Origin of the sequence: Staphylococcus sp. LKG3-1, from assembly GCF_048568385.1 — a bacterium.
GTDB lineage: Bacteria > Bacillota > Bacilli > Staphylococcales > Staphylococcaceae > Staphylococcus > Staphylococcus saprophyticus.
Genome location: NZ_CP183796.1, coordinates 1,289,251 through 1,309,096 on the forward strand (window position 1 = coordinate 1,289,251; position 19,846 = coordinate 1,309,096).

General features: G+C 33.0%; 20 protein-coding genes and 1 riboswitch. Of the genes, 11 read left to right on the top strand and 9 right to left on the bottom strand.

Going from position 1 to position 19,846, the window contains the following annotated elements; translation table 11 throughout:
• Positions 1 to 169: 169 nt before the first annotated feature.
• From ACM595_RS06520 to ACM595_RS06545, 6 genes are all read left to right on the top strand, one after another.
• On the top strand, positions 170 to 862 hold the full coding sequence (locus tag ACM595_RS06520) for a helix-turn-helix transcriptional regulator (RefSeq protein ID WP_002482549.1): 693 nt from the start codon (positions 170 to 172) through the stop codon (positions 860 to 862).
• A 216-nt stretch (positions 863 to 1,078) separates the two neighbouring features.
• Positions 1,079 to 1,408 carry a hypothetical protein gene (locus tag ACM595_RS06525; RefSeq protein WP_011302542.1) on the top strand — a complete coding sequence of 110 codons (330 nt, stop codon included), beginning with the start codon at positions 1,079 to 1,081 and terminating at the stop codon, positions 1,406 to 1,408.
• A gap of 97 nt (positions 1,409 to 1,505) precedes the next feature.
• A complete protein-coding gene (locus tag ACM595_RS06530; RefSeq protein WP_041079144.1) occupies positions 1,506 to 2,555 on the top strand; it encodes a MupG family TIM beta-alpha barrel fold protein in 1,050 nt (349 codons plus the stop codon).
• Positions 2,556 to 2,560: 5 nt separating this feature from the next.
• Complete coding sequence (gene murQ, locus ACM595_RS06535) at positions 2,561 to 3,448, top strand: N-acetylmuramic acid 6-phosphate etherase (RefSeq protein WP_037537869.1); 888 nt, start codon at positions 2,561 to 2,563, stop codon at positions 3,446 to 3,448.
• Between the two features lie 72 nt (positions 3,449 to 3,520).
• On the top strand, positions 3,521 to 4,960 hold the full coding sequence (locus ACM595_RS06540; RefSeq protein WP_002482546.1) for a PTS transporter subunit EIIC: 1,440 nt from the start codon (positions 3,521 to 3,523) through the stop codon (positions 4,958 to 4,960).
• 1 nt (position 4,961) lies between these two features.
• A complete protein-coding gene (locus ACM595_RS06545) occupies positions 4,962 to 5,837 on the top strand; it encodes a MurR/RpiR family transcriptional regulator (protein ID WP_041079145.1) in 876 nt (291 codons plus the stop codon).
• A 95-nt stretch (positions 5,838 to 5,932) separates the two neighbouring features.
• Here ACM595_RS06545 and ACM595_RS06550 read toward each other — a convergent pair whose 3' ends face one another.
• On the bottom strand, positions 5,933 to 7,366 hold the full coding sequence (locus tag ACM595_RS06550) for an alkaline phosphatase (RefSeq protein WP_069821531.1): 1,434 nt from the start codon (positions 7,364 to 7,366) through the stop codon (positions 5,933 to 5,935).
• A 257-nt stretch (positions 7,367 to 7,623) separates the two neighbouring features.
• Positions 7,624 to 9,012 carry an amino acid permease gene (locus ACM595_RS06555; RefSeq protein ID WP_037537857.1) on the bottom strand — a complete coding sequence of 463 codons (1,389 nt, stop codon included), beginning with the start codon at positions 9,010 to 9,012 and terminating at the stop codon, positions 7,624 to 7,626.
• A gap of 431 nt (positions 9,013 to 9,443) precedes the next feature.
• Here ACM595_RS06555 and ACM595_RS06560 point away from each other — a divergent pair, with 431 nt between their 5' ends.
• From ACM595_RS06560 to ACM595_RS06570, 3 genes are read left to right on the top strand one after another with little or no spacing between them, the layout of a single operon-like run.
• The gene (locus tag ACM595_RS06560; protein WP_069820435.1) at positions 9,444 to 10,289 is read left to right on the top strand and encodes a formate/nitrite transporter family protein; all 846 of its coding nucleotides are present in this window, start codon (positions 9,444 to 9,446) and stop codon (positions 10,287 to 10,289) included.
• Positions 10,290 to 10,345: 56 nt separating this feature from the next.
• Positions 10,346 to 10,705, top strand: a complete 360-nt coding sequence (locus ACM595_RS06565) for a hypothetical protein (protein ID WP_002482541.1) — start codon at positions 10,346 to 10,348, stop codon at positions 10,703 to 10,705.
• Positions 10,702 to 10,887, top strand: coding sequence for a hypothetical protein (locus tag ACM595_RS06570; protein ID WP_002482540.1), 186 nt, complete (start codon positions 10,702 to 10,704; stop codon positions 10,885 to 10,887). The genes ACM595_RS06565 and ACM595_RS06570 overlap by 4 nt, the downstream gene beginning before the upstream one ends.
• A 47-nt stretch (positions 10,888 to 10,934) precedes the next feature.
• Here ACM595_RS06570 and ACM595_RS06575 read toward each other — a convergent pair whose 3' ends face one another.
• The 3 genes from ACM595_RS06575 to ACM595_RS06585 form a co-directional block, all read right to left on the bottom strand.
• Positions 10,935 to 11,126: a hypothetical protein gene (locus ACM595_RS06575; RefSeq protein WP_002482539.1), complete on the bottom strand. Its 192-nt coding sequence runs from the start codon at positions 11,124 to 11,126 to the stop codon at positions 10,935 to 10,937.
• 4 nt (positions 11,127 to 11,130) lie between these two features.
• Positions 11,131 to 11,775 (bottom strand): HAD-IA family hydrolase, encoded by a 645-nt coding sequence (locus ACM595_RS06580; protein ID WP_002482538.1) that lies wholly within the window; start codon positions 11,773 to 11,775, stop codon positions 11,131 to 11,133.
• A 186-nt stretch (positions 11,776 to 11,961) separates the two neighbouring features.
• Entirely contained in the window at positions 11,962 to 12,876 is a 915-nt protein-coding gene (locus tag ACM595_RS06585) for a bile acid:sodium symporter family protein (RefSeq protein WP_069821532.1), read from the bottom strand.
• A gap of 258 nt (positions 12,877 to 13,134) precedes the next feature.
• Here ACM595_RS06585 and ACM595_RS06590 point away from each other — a divergent pair, with 258 nt between their 5' ends.
• Positions 13,135 to 13,665, top strand: coding sequence for a hypothetical protein (locus ACM595_RS06590; protein WP_002482536.1), 531 nt, complete (start codon positions 13,135 to 13,137; stop codon positions 13,663 to 13,665).
• A 260-nt stretch (positions 13,666 to 13,925) separates the two neighbouring features.
• On the opposite strand, the gene ACM595_RS06595 is transcribed toward ACM595_RS06590, so the two are convergent.
• Entirely contained in the window at positions 13,926 to 15,512 is a 1,587-nt protein-coding gene (locus ACM595_RS06595; RefSeq protein WP_115338411.1) for an alpha-glucoside-specific PTS transporter subunit IIBC, read from the bottom strand.
• A 215-nt stretch (positions 15,513 to 15,727) separates the two neighbouring features.
• Here ACM595_RS06595 and ACM595_RS06600 point away from each other — a divergent pair, with 215 nt between their 5' ends.
• Positions 15,728 to 16,495, top strand: coding sequence for a MurR/RpiR family transcriptional regulator (locus ACM595_RS06600; protein ID WP_002482534.1), 768 nt, complete (start codon positions 15,728 to 15,730; stop codon positions 16,493 to 16,495).
• A 90-nt stretch (positions 16,496 to 16,585) separates the two neighbouring features.
• Here ACM595_RS06600 and ACM595_RS06605 read toward each other — a convergent pair whose 3' ends face one another.
• From ACM595_RS06605 to ACM595_RS06615, 3 genes are all read right to left on the bottom strand, one after another.
• Positions 16,586 to 17,092 carry an SRPBCC family protein gene (locus ACM595_RS06605; protein WP_037537852.1) on the bottom strand — a complete coding sequence of 169 codons (507 nt, stop codon included), beginning with the start codon at positions 17,090 to 17,092 and terminating at the stop codon, positions 16,586 to 16,588.
• Between the two features lie 363 nt (positions 17,093 to 17,455).
• Positions 17,456 to 18,748, bottom strand: a complete 1,293-nt coding sequence (locus tag ACM595_RS06610; protein WP_041079151.1) for a Na+/H+ antiporter NhaC family protein — start codon at positions 18,746 to 18,748, stop codon at positions 17,456 to 17,458.
• Between the two features lie 115 nt (positions 18,749 to 18,863).
• A riboswitch (SAM riboswitch) is annotated at positions 18,864 to 18,964 on the bottom strand.
• A 130-nt stretch (positions 18,965 to 19,094) separates the two neighbouring features.
• Positions 19,095 to 19,706, bottom strand: coding sequence for a flavin reductase family protein (locus ACM595_RS06615; RefSeq protein WP_002482531.1), 612 nt, complete (start codon positions 19,704 to 19,706; stop codon positions 19,095 to 19,097).
• Positions 19,707 to 19,846 lie beyond the last annotated feature (140 nt).

A 19,846-nucleotide genomic window follows, 5' to 3' on the forward strand; every position in this document is an offset into this window, starting at 1 on the left:
TTTGCCATCTATTCGCTACCCCTTTGTTACTAATTATATACTAACATAACCTCCTCATAAATGTAAGCGTTTTCTTTAAATTTCTCGAAAAAATTTTTCTAAATGTCGTCATTGTCACTTTTGTGATATAATAAATGTAATATGTAATCATTTGGGAGGTAACTTTCTAATGAATAAACGCGAAAGACAAAATAAACTTGTTCTAGCTATTCAAGAGAATAGACAGATTACTGCTTCAGAATTAGCGACGGATTTAAATGTATCTAAAAGGACGATTTTAAGAGACATTCAAGATTTAGAAGATCAAGGTGTTAAGATTTTGGCAAAACATGGTAAGTTGGGTGGTTACCAATTGCAAGAAACACCAAATAGTTATGAAATTGAGCTAACTGAAAACCAATTATCTGCTTTATTCCTAGTTTTGAATGAAAGTCAATCTTATTCAACACTGCCTTATAAAGAAGAAATAAATGCAATTATTAAAAAATGCTTAAATTTACCTTATACAAAAATGAGACGTTATTTAAAAAAATTAGATCGTTATATTAAATTTGATCATAGTGAACATCTCAATTTACCCCATATATTCTCAGAGGTACTCATCTACTGTACAGAAAGAAATGTGATGGCCGTGGAATATAATAATCGTACTGATATTGTAACTGAAAATGTTATTTTCATTGGATTACTTTGTGATGAAGGACTTTGGAAGGCTGTCATTTTTGAAATTGGACTTGGTAAAACAAATGAAATACCGATTGTTGATATTCATGATATTTCGTATTCTTTTGGCAAAACAATCAAAACACAAGATATTACCGTCAATAATTATCAACAATTTTTAAATCCAACTGAGTCCTAATGTTCAGTTGGATTTTCTTTATCCATATATTTAATAAAATATAATTATCTATACCTCCACTACTCAGTTAATTCTGTACTCTACTTCTTCTAATTAACCTACTTTTAGACACTACTAAAAACTTCATCTATAATTCTGCCATCGCATTGTAAAATTTTAAAAACCCTTCGCTTATTTATTGTTTATTATGCCACAATTTAACGAAAGGATGATTCTATGTATCACCTAGAATTTCACAACTTAGAAAAACGTATAACCAAGTTACTCAATTTAATCGAGATATATAAATTTGCTTATGTTACCAATCATAAAAAGAAACTTCAATATAAACAGGATGTTCATGATTTTATAGAGCAAGAATATACTGAATTTAAACAAGATGCTTTGTATCAATTATCCCTTTTTCATTATAATTACTTTACTTTTTTAAGCAATCAAATGGAACAACCGCTCGACGAATTAACGATCGGCAATACCACGAAACATATCGAACTTATCCAACAACGTTTAATGCATATCCATCAAGTACTTTCCTATTATTTGTAATAAAATTTCATTTTAAATAAAAATAGAAATTCAAATTGTAATACTTTTTCATATGTTGTACAATGAAACCGATTACAGCATTAAAGGAGTGGTAAAAATGCATGGTTTTTCTATTTATCTTGGTCAATCCATCGATAAATCATATATAAGACGCATGGTTGATTTAGGATACACGACTATTTTCACTTCAGTTCAAATTCCTGAAGACAATGAGAATACTAAATATCGCTATTTGGGAGAACTTTTAGACTATCTATCAAACGATCAGCTGACTTATATGATTGATATCAATCCTTCATTGCTGAATCAATCTTTCTATCAATTCTTGAAGCAATATCAGCAGGCGCATTTTATTATTCGCGTAGATCATAGTACTTCTATTGATATTGTTAATGAAATTATTGAAAATGGATTCCAATGTTGTCTCAATGCCAGTATTGTATCCGAACAATTGTTGCAACAGTTATATACTCAGTTAAATGATTTTAGTTATATATGCTATTGTCATAACTATTATCCTCGTCCAGATACTGGATTAACGACAGATTTTGTTAACGCTCAAAATAAATTAATTTTGAAATTTAATCCTAATGCCAATATCTATGGCTTTATAGTTGGAACTACAAAACGTGGCCCACTTTATAGAGGATTACCAACACTCGAATGCTCGAGATATATGCACCCCCTTAAAAGTGCTCAACTATTACTAGATCAATCAGTAAACCATATCATGGTTGGCGATACACAAATAACACAACGATACGCTCATAAACTCATATCACTTTTAACACAAAGACATTTCACTTTATCTATCACATTAAAAGACTTACAAGTTGAATCCATATTATCAAAACGACATAGCGTCCGTATCGATAACCCAGCAAATGTACTGCGCTCACAAGAAGCACGTCATTATTGTCAATCAGATATAAAACCTCAATTTAATCATATCCGAAAAACAGGCGCTATTACCGTAGACAACCAACTCAATGGTCGCTATCAAGGAGAACTGCAAATTATCAAGACAGATTTACAACCTCACGAACATATCAATGTTGTTGGTCAAATTATTGACGATGATATACCGCTCATTGATTGCTTACGTCCTAATGATACCTTTGAATTTATTATACAAACAAGGAGCTGAAATTTATGAATAATTCTATGACTGAAGCAAGAAATGAAGCAACCATGCATTTAGATGAAATGTCCATTATACAAGCCTTAGAAACTATGAATGCTGAAGATCAAAAAGTACCCCAACAAATTCATGATATATTACCAAAATTAGCAGAAGTAATTAAAGTTACAACGGAACAATTTAAACAAGGTGGTCGCATCATTTATATCGGGGCTGGAACCAGTGGTCGTTTAGGTGTCCTCGATGCAGCAGAATGTGTACCGACTTTTAATACTTCAACTAATGAAGTTATTGGACTCATAGCTGGTGGACAACGTGCAATGACAGTAGCAGTTGAAGGTGCAGAAGATAGTGAGTCGCTTGCGCGTGAAGACTTAAAACATATACATCTAAATGAAAAAGATGTTGTTATTGGTATTGCAGCTAGCGGCAGCACGCCCTATGTTATGGGCGGACTCAAATGTGCTACAGAGATTGGAGCACACACAGTCGCTATATCTTGTAACACAAACACCAAAATAAGTGACCTAGCACAATATCCAATCGAAGTGAATGTAGGACCAGAAGTGTTAACTGGCTCAACAAGATTGAAATCTGGAACAGCGCAAAAGTTAATATTGAATATGATTTCCACAATTACAATGGTAGGTGTTGGTAAAGTTTACGATAACCTCATGGTAGATGTAAAAGCAACAAACCAAAAGTTAATAGATCGTTCCATACGGATTATTCAAGACATATGTGACATTTCATATGATCAAGCGCAATCACTTTATGAATCCGCTGATCAAAACTTAAAAGTAGCCGTCGTCATGCATCTCTGCGATATTAATAAATCTGAAGCCGTTACTCGACTTAACGATAATAATCATATCATTAAAAAAGCAATACAGAATTAATTCACCACGATATCACTAAGCAAATTTATTCAAGAATGATTACCTGTATTCAATATAAGAGGAGGTTATATTATGACAAAAGAGCAAATATTAGCAGAACATATCATTGACGCGGTTGGTGGCATCGATAATATGGATAATATCATTAATTGTATGACTCGCGTTAGAATTAAAGTACTCGATGAAGATAAAATTGATTACGAACAACTAAAATCAATTAAAGGTGTTATGGGCGTAGTTAAAGATGACCGTGTACAAGTCGTTGTAGGGCCAGGAACGGTTAATAAAGTGGCATCTCACATGTCCGAATTAAGCGGTGCCCCTTTAGGAGAAACAATCAAACATAAATCGAAAGACTACCGTGCAAATGCCGAAGCACAAGCCCAAGCAAATAAATCTGAATTCCAAAGTAAACAAAAACGTGGTAAATTCAATAAATTATTAAAGACCATAGCTAATATTTTCATACCTTTAATTCCTGCATTTATTGGTGCGGGTTTAATTGGTGGTATCGCCGCTGTATTAAGTAACTTATTAGCAGCAGGACAAATTTCTGGCGAGTGGGTAACTCAACTTGTTACGGTATTTAACGTTATCAAAGATGGTATGTTAGCTTACCTCGCTATCTTCACTGGCATCAATGCTGCAAAAGAATTTGGTGCTACACCTGGTTTAGGTGGCGTCATCGGTGGTACAACATTATTGACGGGATTAACAGACAAAAATATGATTACTAATATTTTTACTGGTGAACCCCTTCAACCTGGCCAAGGTGGTATTATTGGCGTAATCTTTGCAGTTTGGTTACTCAGTATTATAGAGAAACGTCTACATAAAATCGTCCCTAATTCAATCGACATTATTGTTACGCCTACAATCACTTTATTTATCATTGGTTTGTTAACAATCTTTATATTTATGCCTTTAGCTGGGTTCGTTTCTGACGGACTTGTTACTGTGATTAACGGCATCATCGATATTGGCGGCGTCTTTAGCGGCTTTATTATCGGTGCATTCTTCCTACCATTAGTTATGTTAGGATTACATCATATGTTTACGCCTATTCACATTGAAATGATTAATCAAACAGGTGCTACTTATTTACTTCCTATTGCAGCAATGGCAGGTGCTGGACAAGTTGGTGCAGCGCTTGCACTTTGGGTAAGATGTCGTAAAAATACAACCTTAAGAGACACACTGAAAGGTGCTTTGCCAGTAGGATTTTTAGGCATTGGAGAGCCATTAATTTATGGTGTGACATTACCACTAGGCAAGCCATTCATTACTGCTTGTATTGGTGGCGGTATTGGCGGTGCAGTCATAGGTGGTATTGGTCACATAGGCGCAACTGCAATTGGACCAAGTGGTATTTCTTTATTACCTTTGATTTCAGATCATATGTATTTAGGTTACATTGCAGGACTACTCGCAGCATATGCAGGTGGTTTCATATTCACCTATTTCTTTGGTACAACGAAAGCTATGCGAGAATCTGATACACTAGGTGATTAAAATGACCAACGTACTTTATAAAATTGATAGCAATTATAATCAATTAACTAAAAGCGAGAAAAAAATCGCTGACTTCATACTAAATACACCGCATAAAATGATAAATATGTCTGTCCAAGATTTATCAAATGAAATTGATACAAGTACAGCATCCATTGTTAGATTTAGTAAGAAAATAACTGGAAAAGGATTTCAAGAGCTTAAAATCGCTATATCTCGTTATTTACCTAATAATGCAATTAACAATAATCATCTAGAACTTGTAGATAATGAATCTGTAGATACACTTAAAAACAAAATGTTATCTCGTGTCACTGATACGATGAATTATGTATCTAATCATATTGATGACCAAATGATAGATTACATATGTGATACGATGAAGCGTGCACGTACAATCTTTCTATTTGGCTATGGTGCCTCTCTCGTGATAGTGACTGACCTTTTCCAAAAATTATCGCGCATAGGACTTAATGTTCGTCTACTTCAAGAGACGCATTTATTCATGTCGACGCTAGCTACCCATGATGAACGTGACTGTATTATTTTTGTTACGAATCAAGGTAGTCATAGCGAAATGCAATCCATGGCAAAAGTCGCTAAAGATTATACGATACCTATTATTACAATTTCTAGTTCAAATGATAATCCAGTTGCTAAAATATCAGATTACACCATTATTTATGGTCAAACAGATGAAAATGAATTGCGCATGGCTGCCACGACATCTCTATTCGCACAATTGTTTACTGTTGATATTTTATATTATCGCTATATTGCCTTAAATTACCAAAGTGCACTGGATTCAATTACACAATCTAAAATGGCTTTAGATAATTATCGTAAGCATTTATCTACCATTCGGTTTAAACACTAATTACTTTTTACAAATAAAACACTTTCCCTAATGATCACATTGTATTGTGAACTTAGAGAAAGTGTTTTATTTGTTTTCTTAGTTATGAAATTGAATTAAGATGATTGATCATTTTTGAAAAAATCAAAGATGTTTTTGGCATTATCTGTATTATCAATGTTACCTTGGAATCGGTCACTACCTGCACCAAATGCATAAGTATTTACATCTTCACCAGTATGACCATACGTTGTCCATCCAGTGTTAGACTTATCGTTAATTGGTTTTTGTACTGCATCTTGTAGTTTTTGTAATTGATCTTTATATTTTTCGTCATCTTCATCAAGATCTTTTAATTTTTTAGCTTCTTCATTAATTTTATCAATTTGACTTTGTTTTACATCAAATCCATAACCCTCTTTAATGACTTTCGCAGCGTCTTTACCACTAGCAATTTGCTTTGTCATATAAGAACCTGAATGTTTCATTGAGTGAATGGCATCTGGATTCCAAACGTAGTCTTTACCCTTAGCAATGGATAAACCACCTGTTGAATGGTCAGCAGTCGCAACGACTAGCGTATCTGGATTTGCTTTAGCGTATTGTGTTGCATAGTCAAATGCTTTTTCAAAACCTTGCATTTCAGACATTACGCCAGTAACATCATTAGGATGACCAGATTTATCAATTGAAGCACCCTCTACCATTAAGAAGAATCCTTTATCATTTTGTTTCAATTTATTAACAGCAGTATCTGTCATATCAACAAGTTTTGGATTTTGTTTTGATGCATCAATTTGTAAAGGCATATCATTATCTGCAAATAAACCTAGTATTTGCTTGCTATTAGAGTTTTGCATTTGCGATTTATTCTTCACAATATCATAACCATCTTTTTTGAATTTATCTGTGAGGTTACCATTCTCTTTTCCGAAATATTCAGCACCGCCACCAAGTAGCACGTCCACTTTGTGTTGGCCATTTATTTTATCATTATAAAATTGTTGCGCAATTTCGTCTTTTTTATCACGATCATCAACATGTGCCGCATAAGCTGCTGGTGTAGCATCCGTAAGTTCAGCAGTAGACACAAGTCCAGTTGACTTACCATTTTCTTTAGCTTGTTCTAAAACAGTTTTAACATCCTTTTTATTTTCATCAACACCAATTGCACCATTAAATGTTTTATGACCAGAACTAAAAGCAGTTGCCCCTGCAGCTGAATCCGTTACATTTTCTTTTGGATCATCTGAATTTGTACGTTGGTTGCCTGCTAAATAATGATCAAATGCTGTTTTATCCATTTCTTTTGTTTCAGGATTATCTGCAAAATAACGGTATGCAGAGTTATATGAAGGTCCCATACCATCGCCCACAAGGAAAATCACACTTTTAGGATTTTTAGTATTTCCCATATATGAAACTTCATCATTTTGATTTGAATCTTGTCCTCCGCTTGATGCATAAGTTGGTTGTGCACTCCCCAATGCTGTACTAGCCACAATTGCACTTGCTACAGAAATAGTTGCTAACCTATTGAAGATTTTCATAAATTAATAACTCCTTTAATATGTATTATCGTGCTACACATTCAGTTTAAAACACTAGTTTTGAGTGAACATTTTAATATAGTTAATTTTCTGTAAATTAACTATATTATGAATATAAATAGCTTATTAATAAATATGAAACCTTTTATGTTGAAATTATTTTAATAAAAAAACAAACAGAGCCTGAGACATCTATTTTTGTCTCAGACTCGTTATACTTCAATAAGCATTCAAGCTATTTCTGATATTTACTTTACTTATATCAGTTTGTCTTTACTCAATTTATGATAGCCTTTTAAGAAAAAGAATAATGTCATAAATAATAAGAATATAATACCAATTACAACTGAAACGACGGTTTCTTTATTAAACAACATACCGATCAATACCATTATAAAGAATGCCATCGTAATATAGTTTGTTATAGCACCACCAGGCATCTTGAACGGGTGACCATCTAATTCGTCAGGATGATTTTTTCTAAATCTTAAATGACTAATTAAAATCATAAACCACGGTACCATACCAGGTAAGATTGACGCACTATATACGTAAACAAAAATACTGTCTGCACCTTTAATGAATAAAGGTAAGATAACATTTAATAATGCACCAATTAAAATACCCATTGCAATGGCAAGTACAGTCCAAATTGGAACACCATTTTTCATAACTTTACCAAAGAATTTAGGTAACATGCCTTTTTGAGATAAGTTCAATGTCATACGACTAGCACTGAATATACCTGAGTTACAACCTGACATTGCTGCAGTCAATACAACAAAGTTAATTAAACCAGCTGCAAAGGTAATACCTACTTTCGCAAATGTTGCTACAAAAGGACTACCTATGTTTCCTAATTCATCCCATGGATAAACAGTAACAATCACAAAAATTGCACCAATATAGAAAATTAATATACGCCAGATAACACCATTAACCGCACTTTTAATATTTTTCTGCGGATCTTTCGTCTCACCAGCTGTAATACCAATTAATTCCACACCTTGATATGAACCAATAACAATTGATAGCGCAAAGAAGAATCCAATCCAACCATTAGGCATGAAACCACCATGTGACCATAAATTAGATAAGCCGATCGCTTCTCCACCATTACCAAGTCCAAAGAAAATTAATCCAAAGCCAGCAACAATCATTAATATAATTGTTACAACTTTAATCATTGCAAACCAGAATTCAAATTCACCGAACGCCTTAACAGATACAAGGTTTGCACCTGCTAATAGCGCAACCACAATAACACCAGGAATCCACTGTGGTAAATCTGGGAACCAGTAGTTCATATATTCTCCAACGGCAATGACCTCACTCATTCCTACAACAACCCATTGGAATATATTACTCCAAGCTGTTAAGTACCCTGCCACTGGATGTATGTAATCACTTGCAAAGTTAGCAAAAGAACCAGAAGTTGGATGTAAGTAAACCATTTCTCCCATTGCTCTCATTACTAAGAATAAAAAGATACCTGCAATTAAATATGCGAATATCACAGAAGGACCTGTCCATTTTATAGTGCTGGTTGCCCCCATAAACAATCCAACACCGATTGTTCCGCCAAGAGCGATCATACGCATTTGACGAGCACCTAATCCCCTTTGTAATTCATTATTTTCTTCCATCATTCAAACCCCATCTCTTTCAAATATAAGTAAATTTCATTTCACTTATTATGTCGCTATTATACTATAAATTCAAAAAATTTAAACAATTATTTTGAATTATGTAAGGGCTTACATTTACCGTCATTAATTGTATGCGATTTTAGTAAAAAAAGCAAAGTCTTTTTTTATTATTTTATTACTTCAATCCTACATTTTTTAAATATAGGTTTTAAACACCTATATAAATAGGTTTTAAAGAAAGCACCATATCACTATCCATCAGTACTTTGCGCATGATATTCAATGATTGAGGTTCATAAGGAAAATTCATTTTATTCAAACATCGCTTAAATACTTTATAGCTTATCAAAATATATTTTGTGAAAATATTCACAATTTAATCACTTCGTAGTATACTATGCTTAATTAAAGAAAGTGAGGATAATAAAGTGAACGAAAAAAATGTTAAATGGGATAAAGTCTTTTACGGTAAATCTTGGATAAATCATGTAGTAGATACAATAAGAACAAAGGATATACTTCAAAGTTTTTATTTCAAACGTTATTTACTTCGCGCCATCATGGCTGGATTTATATTAGGTGTCATCACAGTATTTGTATTACTTATTAAAGCTTCTCTTGATACACATGTTCCTACAGGTGTTATCAATTTAGTGGCTGCTGTCGCATTTAGTTTTGCGCTTGTTTTAATACTATTTACAAATTCAGAGCTACTGACAAGCAACTTTATGTATTTTACTGTTGGTTTATATTATCGCGTTATCAGTCCAACTCGTGTTTTAAAAATCTTCATGCTTTGCTTCATTGGGAATGCCTTAGGTGGCCTAGTTTTCTTTCTTATATTAAAAGGCTCTGATGTTATGACAGTTGATATGTTTACGCAATTAGAGGCAACCATTGAACATAAAACATTATCTTCAAGTTTGATAGCGATATTAATTAAAGGTATTTTTGCAAATTTCTTCATTAATATTTCTTTAGTCATTGCGATGCAAATAGATGATATTTTAGCTAAAATGTTTGTCATGATGTTTGGTGTGTCAATTTTTGCATTTATGGGTTATGAACATGTCGTATACAATACTGTCCTTTTCGCAGGCGGTCTCATTTATCATAGTAACGTATTAGCTTTAACTCCTGCAGTTATCAATCTGATTGGTGCAGGTATTGGGAATTATATCGGGGGTGGTTTAATTATAGGTTTATTCTATGCATATTTAAATGATCACCATCAATATGATCACGAAGTATCAACTAAACCAGTGAAACATTAACTTAAATACGTTGTATGGTATACTCTTTATTAGATTTGATTACAAAGGAGTTTTATATGAATCAACACTTACTGAAACGTACAATTACGATTTCCATCATTTTTGGTGTGTTATTTTTCGTATTAAATTATTTTAGTGGTTCCGATAGTTCCATTGGGCAACTCATATTAAAAAGTATACTTGTCATCGTTGTCTTTGGCATTTTATATTTTGTGCTTTTCTCTATAGTAAATTCACCTGAAAGAAAATATAAATTTGGAATAACCATTCCAATCGCATTACTTATTGCAATACTCATTAGTGCGATATTCTCCGCTCTGAAAGTAGGTATTGTCATTGGCTTAATTCTCGGGATTATTGCTGGTTATGTATGGGAATTTATTGCAAAAAATAAAAATGGTGGTGACAAATCATGAGTATTATCTTAGGCGTTGTTGTTATGATTTTGTTAATCGTAAGTTTGATACCCAACCTTAAAGCTGTTAAAAAATCAAAAGAAACAGGTGAAAAGAATCCTCGTTTTGCCATTATGGTGGGAATCGATGCGATTCTACTTATTCTTGTTATCGTAACACTTCTATTTAAATTTTTATCATAGAAACATAAAAAGGCTGCCGTGTTTTAACACGACAGCCTTTTTTAATATCAAAATTGATTTTGTAAGACAAAATAATAAAGCGCTGCTGCGCCTAATAAATAAACTAAAGTACCCACCATAAACGAACGGAAATGAATATGAAACGGTATCTTTTTATTAAAAATAGGTCCTAGTACTAAATTACCAATCGCTAATACGATAGGTCCACCTAAGAAAAACAATATCAAATAACCATTCATAGTATTAACCCCTATTATTTTCAAAACATAATTTTATAATCTCTTCTGCAGATAAATCTTTTCCTATATAAGCAACCTCATTAAAATCTTGTAATTCTGTCATCTCGTTTGTATTAACAATGACATCTAATCCTGCGGTAACAGCAGCCGTGGCACCATTAACAGAGTCTTCTAACGCAAGACAATTCGTAGGATTGTAATTTAGTTTTTGCACTGCTGTTAAATATGGATCTGGATTCGGTTTAATTGCTGCAACATCCTCACGTCCTACAATAATATCTATATAAGCATCTAAACCTAAGTTTTTAAATGTTGGCAGAATATCTTCTCGATAACTACTTGTTGCGATTGCCATTGATATATGGCGTTGTTTACAATAATCCATTAACTTTTGTACAGATTCAATAATCGGTAAATCCACACTTGTTTCATGATGCTCTTCATAAATTTTATTTTTATTGTCAATACCAAGTACTTCCTCTAAATAATTATGTAATGCGGTTGCAGCACCACCAATTGATTGTCGATAATAGTCTAAGCTAATTTCATTTTGCTTATGCTGTTTTAAATGTTTATTGATGATTTCAAATAGATGCTTTTCTGTATCAATCATCGTACCATCAAAATCAAATACCACTGCTTTATACATGAATATGCCTCCAATAATTGCTTCACAATTCAATAATTTAATCGTTTCTATTTAGTACTAGCTTATCATAATTTCAAGTGTAATTAATTTTCTTTATCTTATCAATTTCACACCAAAAAAAGCGGGTACCTAAATTCACTACTTAAAGTCGTAGTGTCATTTGTGTATCCACTGTTGATTAAGATTTTAACGTTTATTCCAGTATTTTGCTAAAATTGGACCTGTAATATTATGTACTAAACTAAATACTGCACCCGGAACAGCTGCTAGCGGACTAAAATGCACAGTCGCTAACGATACTGCCAGACCAGAATTTTGCATCCCAACTTCAATAGATACTGCTTTCTTGTCTGCTCTCTCTAGTTTAAATATACGTGCTAGCGTATAACCAAGTGTATAACCTACTATATTATGCAAGATAACAACAGCAAAGATTAATAAACCAGTTTCAAGAATCTGTGATTTACTCCCTCCAACGACTGATGCTAAAATTAATGAAATAGCAACTACAGATACAATTGGCAATGCCGTAGCAGATTTGGCCGCAAAATTCTTGAATACCTTTTGTAATATAAAACCAATCAATATCGGTATCAATATAACTTGAATGACTGACCAAAACATACTCATGAATGAAACTTGTAGCCATTCATGCGCAAATAAATATATTAATGCTGGTGTCATAATTGGCGCAAGTAAAGTTGAAACACTTGTGATGGCAACTGATAGCGCAACATTCGCATTAGCTAAGTAACTCATAACGTTACTTGATGTCCCTCCTGGACAACAGCCTACTAATATAACACCAATTGCAACTTCTGGTGGTAAATGAAATAATTTTGCTATTAAAAATGCCGTTAATGGCATAATCGTATATTGTAAAATGACGCCAATAATAACTGAACGTGGCGACTGAAATACAATTTTAAAGTCTTTGGGATTAATTGTTAACCCCATCCCCAACATCACAATACCCAATAAATATGGTACCCATCCGCTCAATGTAGCTAACTGTGCTGGAAAAATAAATCCAATAATTGCAGCAATTAACATCCATACTAAGAATGTGTTGGTGGCAAATCTACTAACTTTTGATAACATCCTAAACACTTCCCTCTATGTATTAACAAAGAAAAATGTATCATACTTTAAGCCCTTAAACAACTGAATTTTCTAAATATTCTAATTTTTAAAATACTAGTGTTTAAATTTTTTTCAACTTCATTCTATAGACCTAGTGCTTACTGTAAAAAAGAGTGGTACAATCTAATAGAAATATAAATATGTAAAAATTTAAGTGTAATAGAATATTATGATTAATAACGATAAAACACTTTATATAGATATTGGGGGTATAATATGTTTTTAGATAAAACTGAAACGTTTGTGTTAAATATTGAAGGTCTTGGTAAGCGCGTGACGAGAAAGCACTTAACAAAACTTTTAAAACAAATTCACTTTTGTAATTCTTTTAAATTCACTATTTTTAAGAAAAATAATTTATATGCTTTAGAGATAAATTTACCGAAACAACAGCTACCATATTTGATTAGCTTTTTAAGTTTTCATAATTATGCCATCTATCAAATACTAGAAAGTGCACATTCAGATGAACTGTTAGCATTAGATCACTTATTATTATCATCGAAACGTTTTGAATTAGTCGTAGATGGTCTACATGATGCATTTATAAAAGATAAAGTCATCGACATCATGAATTTAATCAATCAAACTGACTATATCTCTTATACCTTCAATAGAAACAAGATAAATGTTTCATGTTCACCTTCTATATTTGCAAAATTAATATATTTAGTTGCAACGCATAATATAGATGTACTCGGAGCAGTATACCAACCAAGACTGATGCATAAAGTAAGAATTTCATAAACTTCACATAAATTTGGAATAAGGATGACATATCGTTTTTTCTAAAATAGCATTGACATGAAATAATTCCAATATAACTAAGTAGAGTCTGAGACAAAAATAGATGTCTCAGACTCTTTTTAATTAGGCAGTAGATGACTGAAGTGAAAATGCGCTTATATCAAGCTATTTTCAATCCTAGTCATCCTTGCCGGGGTGGGACCACGAAATCTCTATTAGAAAATATGATTTCTGTCCCACTCCCTAAAATCCACTATACTTTACTGCGATTCATTGACTATATTTTCAAAAGCCTCTCTTACTTGTGGCACAGACATACCCACAACGACTTGTACGTTCTTACCACTCTTAACTAATCCATGCGACATTTGGTTATGCGTAAAATACCCACTATCTTCTACTTTCTCTGGATCATTAACAGTCAATCTCAAACGTGTCGTACAATTAGTAACATCTTTAATATTTTCCGTACCACCTAAGCCCTCTAAATAATAAATTGCTTTATCTTCATACTCATTTCCAGTAGATGCAGTTGTTTTTGTTTCTCCTTTTTTATCTTTATAATCATGTTTACTATACAATTTCACATCTTCTTCATCTTTTTTACGACCAGGAAGTGGAATATTGAATTTTAAAATTAAAAATCTAAATAAGAAGTAATATATTGCTGTAAATATAAGACCAATAATTATTTGGAATACGTATGTTAGCCAATGGTTTTGTGCTAAAGGAATCCAGTTTGTTGCGAAGAAGTCTAAAAGTCCCCCGCCAAAATTACCGACAAGACCAAATCCATACATTAATGTATCCATTGTAGCAGCTAATAATGCATGTAATACAAATAAATAAGGTGCAATAAATAAGAATGTAAATTCTAATGGTTCCGTAATACCTACAACGACTGCAGTTAATGTTGCTGGTATAAGTAATGCTGCAATTTTCTTTTTATTTTCTTTAGGTGTCGTAGAGTACATTGCTAAAGCAATACCAATAGCACCAAATACTTTACCATTACCTTGTAGCATAAAGCCATAAGGAAATTGTTCTTTTAATGGTTTCGTACTCTTAGCAAACTCATTGACATGTTCGAACCATTCGGCTTTCAAACCGTGATTAACCACTACTGGGCCGACTTCAATTGGTGCATAAATGAAATGATGTAGGCCAGTTGGAATAAGCACTCTCTCTAAGAAATGGTACAACCATACACCAATATAACCTGAACCTATGATAAATCCTTGTAATGATGAAATGCCTCCTTGTACAGTTGGCCAAATAATACAAGTAATTAATGCAAATGGCAACATAACAAAGAATGAAATCGTAACAACAAATGTCAATCCTTGGAATACACCTAACATTTCAGGAAGACGTTTACTGTAATAGCGATTATGTATCCAAGTTATGATACTGGAGATGATAATACCGCCTAATATGTTTGTATCGAGCGTTTCAATACCAGCAATCGCTTTAAGGCCTGTTACATTTTCAACACCTTTTTCCAAATTTGCGCCAAATGTATGTGGCCATTGCGTAAGTATTGCATTGATAAATGTATTAAACATTAAGTAACCCATTAAGGCAGCTAAGGCAGCGTGTCCTGGTGCTTTCTTAGCTAATGATAAAGGTAAACCTACTACAAAGACGATTTCCATGTGATTAAATATCGTCCAACCACCTGATTCAATCACAGACCAAATCTTAAACCAATTCGTTCCTTCTTCTGCAATACTCCCCATAATTGATGGATTTTTAAATAGTGTTGCAAACCCAAGTACAATACCGAAGAAAGCAAACATTAATACAGGTACGATCATTGCACTGCCAAACCTTTTAATTGCGTTCATAACTGTGTTCCCTCATTTCCTATCAGTTCAATTTTCAAAAATTTAAAACATCTATACTTTATTATTATATTCAATCGTATTCATTGCTTATGCTTAATATTAAAGGAAACGCTTACATAAAAACAATAGTTTGACGTCATTTGGAATAATTTTGTATAATCAGATTATATTTTCAAAAGTCGAAAATATTTTCATGAAGTGTGAGGTGATTACCATTGTTTTTAGATGAACGCGTCAATAATAACTTTAATAAATTAAACGAAAATGATTTACATATAGCACATTTTATTAATACACATATTAATCAATGTAAAACGATGAAAATACAAGAATTAGCTGCGAATACCCATGCATCCAATGCGACGATCCATCGTTTTACACGTAAGCTTGGGTTTGACGGATACAGTGATTTTAAATCTTATTTAAAATTTGAAACAGAACAATCACATCAGCTGCCTTCCGACTCTATTGAAGGATTTAAACAAGAAATTGAAAATACGTTCACTTATTTAGAGCGCATTGATTATGAACTGATTACCGATAAAATTAACCAAGCCGAAACGGTCTATCTATACGGTACAGGTTTAGCTCAGATGAATGTTGCTCAAGAAGCACAACGGATTTTATTAACAATTCATAAGAATATTATTGTCCTACATGATGTTCATGAATTTAAAATGGTCTTAAATAAAGCAACACCGAAAGATATCTTTTTTATCATTTCGCTTTCCGGAGAAACAACGCAACTTTCAGATATCACTAATTTACTGCAACTGCGTCAAAAATACTTTTTCTCAGTAACTACATTGAAAGATAACACGCTAGCACAAAAAGCAAATTATAATATCTATGTTTCGAGTAATACGTTTTATCTCGTAGATGGTATAGATTACTCTAGCTTTATCAGTTATCATATCTTTTTCGAAACATTGCTACGGAAATATAATGAACGCCAAGAAAAAGGCGAACTCAACACACACTAAAAAAAGGACTTACAAGCAATCAATTCATTTAGCATGCTTGTAAGTCCTTTTTTTATTTGTATTAAAATGATATTTTGTCGTTTTTTATAATTATAATTCCGCTTCAAATGTTTCTAATGCAATTTGTAGTTTATCAAATAACATTTCAAAACCATGTGCAGTAGAATCATGGTATTCTTTTTTCTTTTGCTTATATTCTAATGTTGTAAGTCTACGTTCTCTAGGAACATACGCAATATAATTGAAAATCATTTGTGTGATGCCAGGTGCTCTTTCGAATATTTCAACTTCTATCGTATCTTCAGAATCACTTAGCTCTGGCATACCTATGGTCATTACAATATATTCAAAAGGCGTTAACGTACGATATGATCCTTGAATTTTATTTTCTTTGCCTTTTCTTACATCAATAATCGTATAGTTTCCATTTTGTTCAGCATCTACTTGTATTGATTTATTTGTTCTTTCTGTTGTCATAAACCATTGTTTAAGAAAACGTTCATCTGTCCACGCTTGATATAACAATTCTGGTTCAACTTTAAATAATCGTTCAAGACGTATCTCAACATTTTCATTCTCTACATTATATTTAGCCACGATGGATTGTTCACCTACTTTCACTCTTATTTCTATTCTAACGCATTATACAAGACTTCTAAACTATAATCATACGAAATATGAGTGGTTTGTATGATTTTATCAAACTTTCAACAACTTTATTTTATCGTTAATAGTCAGTAAACGTCAAAATTTTGCATTCTTAAATCTTTAACAATTAGGATTAAACTTAATAAAGCATCCTGTACTACGCCGTTAGTCTATACTTAAAAAAGAGAGTCAGAAATCAAATAATACATAAGATTCCGCACTCTCTCAATTTATATTAAACTTAACAATTTTGCATGACGACTGTTAATCATCCATACATATGAAATATTCACTTCACATGATTGTTAGGGTTTATTTCTTGTCCAATCTCGGCAATCTAAAGGCGATAGCAATCAGACCACAAATCCCTAATATCATCGGATAAATCGCATACGGTACCAATTCAAACGGTGATATAGATGCCACACCTGCTGCTGCAATAAGCTGTGGACTATACGGTAATAGTCCTTGGAAACAGCTTGCAAACATATCTAGAATACTTGCTGATTTACGCGGATCTACACCATATTCATCTGAAATGTCTTTAGCTAATGACCCTGCCATTAATATAGAAATCGTATTATTAGCAGTTGAAATATCGGCCACACTCACTAAGCCAGCAATTCCTAGTTCTGCGCCACGCTTAGATTTCACTCTATTACGCACAAAATTAAGTAACCATGTAATACCACCATTGTGTTGTATCAATGCCACTAGACCACCAATTAATAGTGCAATAATGGCAATATCCTCCATGCCAATAATCCCTTTAGAAATAGAGCTTAATAACCCAATCCAATCAAAGGTACCATAAAATAAACCTATAATTGCCGAAAGTATAATACCGCCAATAAGTACAATAATAACGTTGACGCCGAATAATGCGAGTATGAGTACAAATAAATAAGGTACTACTTTTATAAGATCATAATCGTAGCTCTTAGATGCATCAATTTGTGCTCCATTTGTTAAAAACCAAAGTACAATGACAGTAAATATGGCACCAGGTAACACGATTTTGATATTCACCTTAAACTTATCACTCATTTTTGTTTTTTGAGTTCTTACCGCAGCTATCGTTGTATCTGAAATCATTGATAAATTATCACCAAACATCGCCCCACCTACGACCGTCGCCATAGTGATGGCTGCAGAGACATCCGTTGCTTGGCTTAGTCCAAAGCCAACAGGCGCTATAGCTGCTACAGTGCCCACGGATGTACCCATAGAAAGTGACACGAACATACATATCACGAATAAACCTACAATGATTAAATTCTCAGGAATCAAAGATAGTCCCAAATTCACTGTAGATTTTACGCCACCCATATCTTCAGTTGTTTGCGAAAACGCTCCTGCTAATAAGAAAATGAGCATCATTAGTATAATATTGGAATGTCCTGCACCCTTAGTAAAAATTTCAACTTTCTTTTGAAATGATTCTTTTCTATTTAATACAAGTCCCACAATTGTCGCTACTAGTATCGCAACATTTAGGGGCATTGTAGTGAAATCGCCGGTAATGATACCAACACCTAAAAACATACCCACAAAAATAATTAAAGGTATCAGTGCCCATGCATTACCTTTCTTTGTCTCCTCCATACAAAACCAACTTTCCTTTAAGTTCAAACAGAACATCAATTTTTCTACCATTAAATAAACTTACTCAAATAAAAAACTCTTTCCAATTGAAGAAAGAGTAAACTTTGTACATTTATTCTTATCTTCTAGCATAAATGATGCTACTGGAATTGGCACACGCATAATCATGTTGCCGAAGTATCCACAGGCCAGTCCCTCCACTTCTCTTGATAAGTTATTTAATTTATTTTTCACAGTACAATATTAAATTAGTTTCGTCAATTACTGTTTTAAATTCTTGCTTAAACTTTAACAAATCTTAACAATTAGCTGATGAGCTAATGACTTCAGTCTTATCATTTATAAATTACTCTGTTGGTCGATTAATCGTAAATGATTGTCCTAATGCAGCATAATCATTTCCAGCTAAACGTGCCACAGGCGCTAATGCTTGTGCATCTATTTTACTATCATCAAAGTAAACTGCCTCATCAATGTGATACATCACAACCTCACCAATGATTAAATCTGATCCTTCTTGAGCATCGCCTAATGTAATGATTTGATTTAGTTTGCATTCCATTCGAATTTTGGCTTGTTCCACACCTGGTACAGGCACGACTTCTGATTTCACACATGTCAACTGCGTTCTTTCTAATTCATTTAGTGTTCTGTCTATAGGTGCAGCCGTTTTATTTATTTGTTCTACAGTCATTTCATCTGTAATATGAACTACAAATGAGCCTGTTTCTTCAATATTTAACGATGTATCTTTGCGCTTTCCTTGTGAACGTGCAGTAGAAATCATAATCATAGGAGGTGCGCTGCATACAACATTAAAAAAACTGAACGGTGCAGCATTTAAATTCCCATCTTTATCCTGTGTTGTCACAAATGCAACTGGTCTTGGAATAACACTACCACTTAGTAATTTATAATTCTGTTGTTTCGTTAATGTGTTTGCGTTATATTGTTTCATCCACATTTATACTCCTTTTAAAAATAATAAAAAAGCGAGACAGAAACCAAACATTGAATTTGATTTCTCAATCTCGCCCATATAACGTCGGCTATATGACTCATTGTAATATTCGCTTATCAATCTAGAAGTCACAGCTA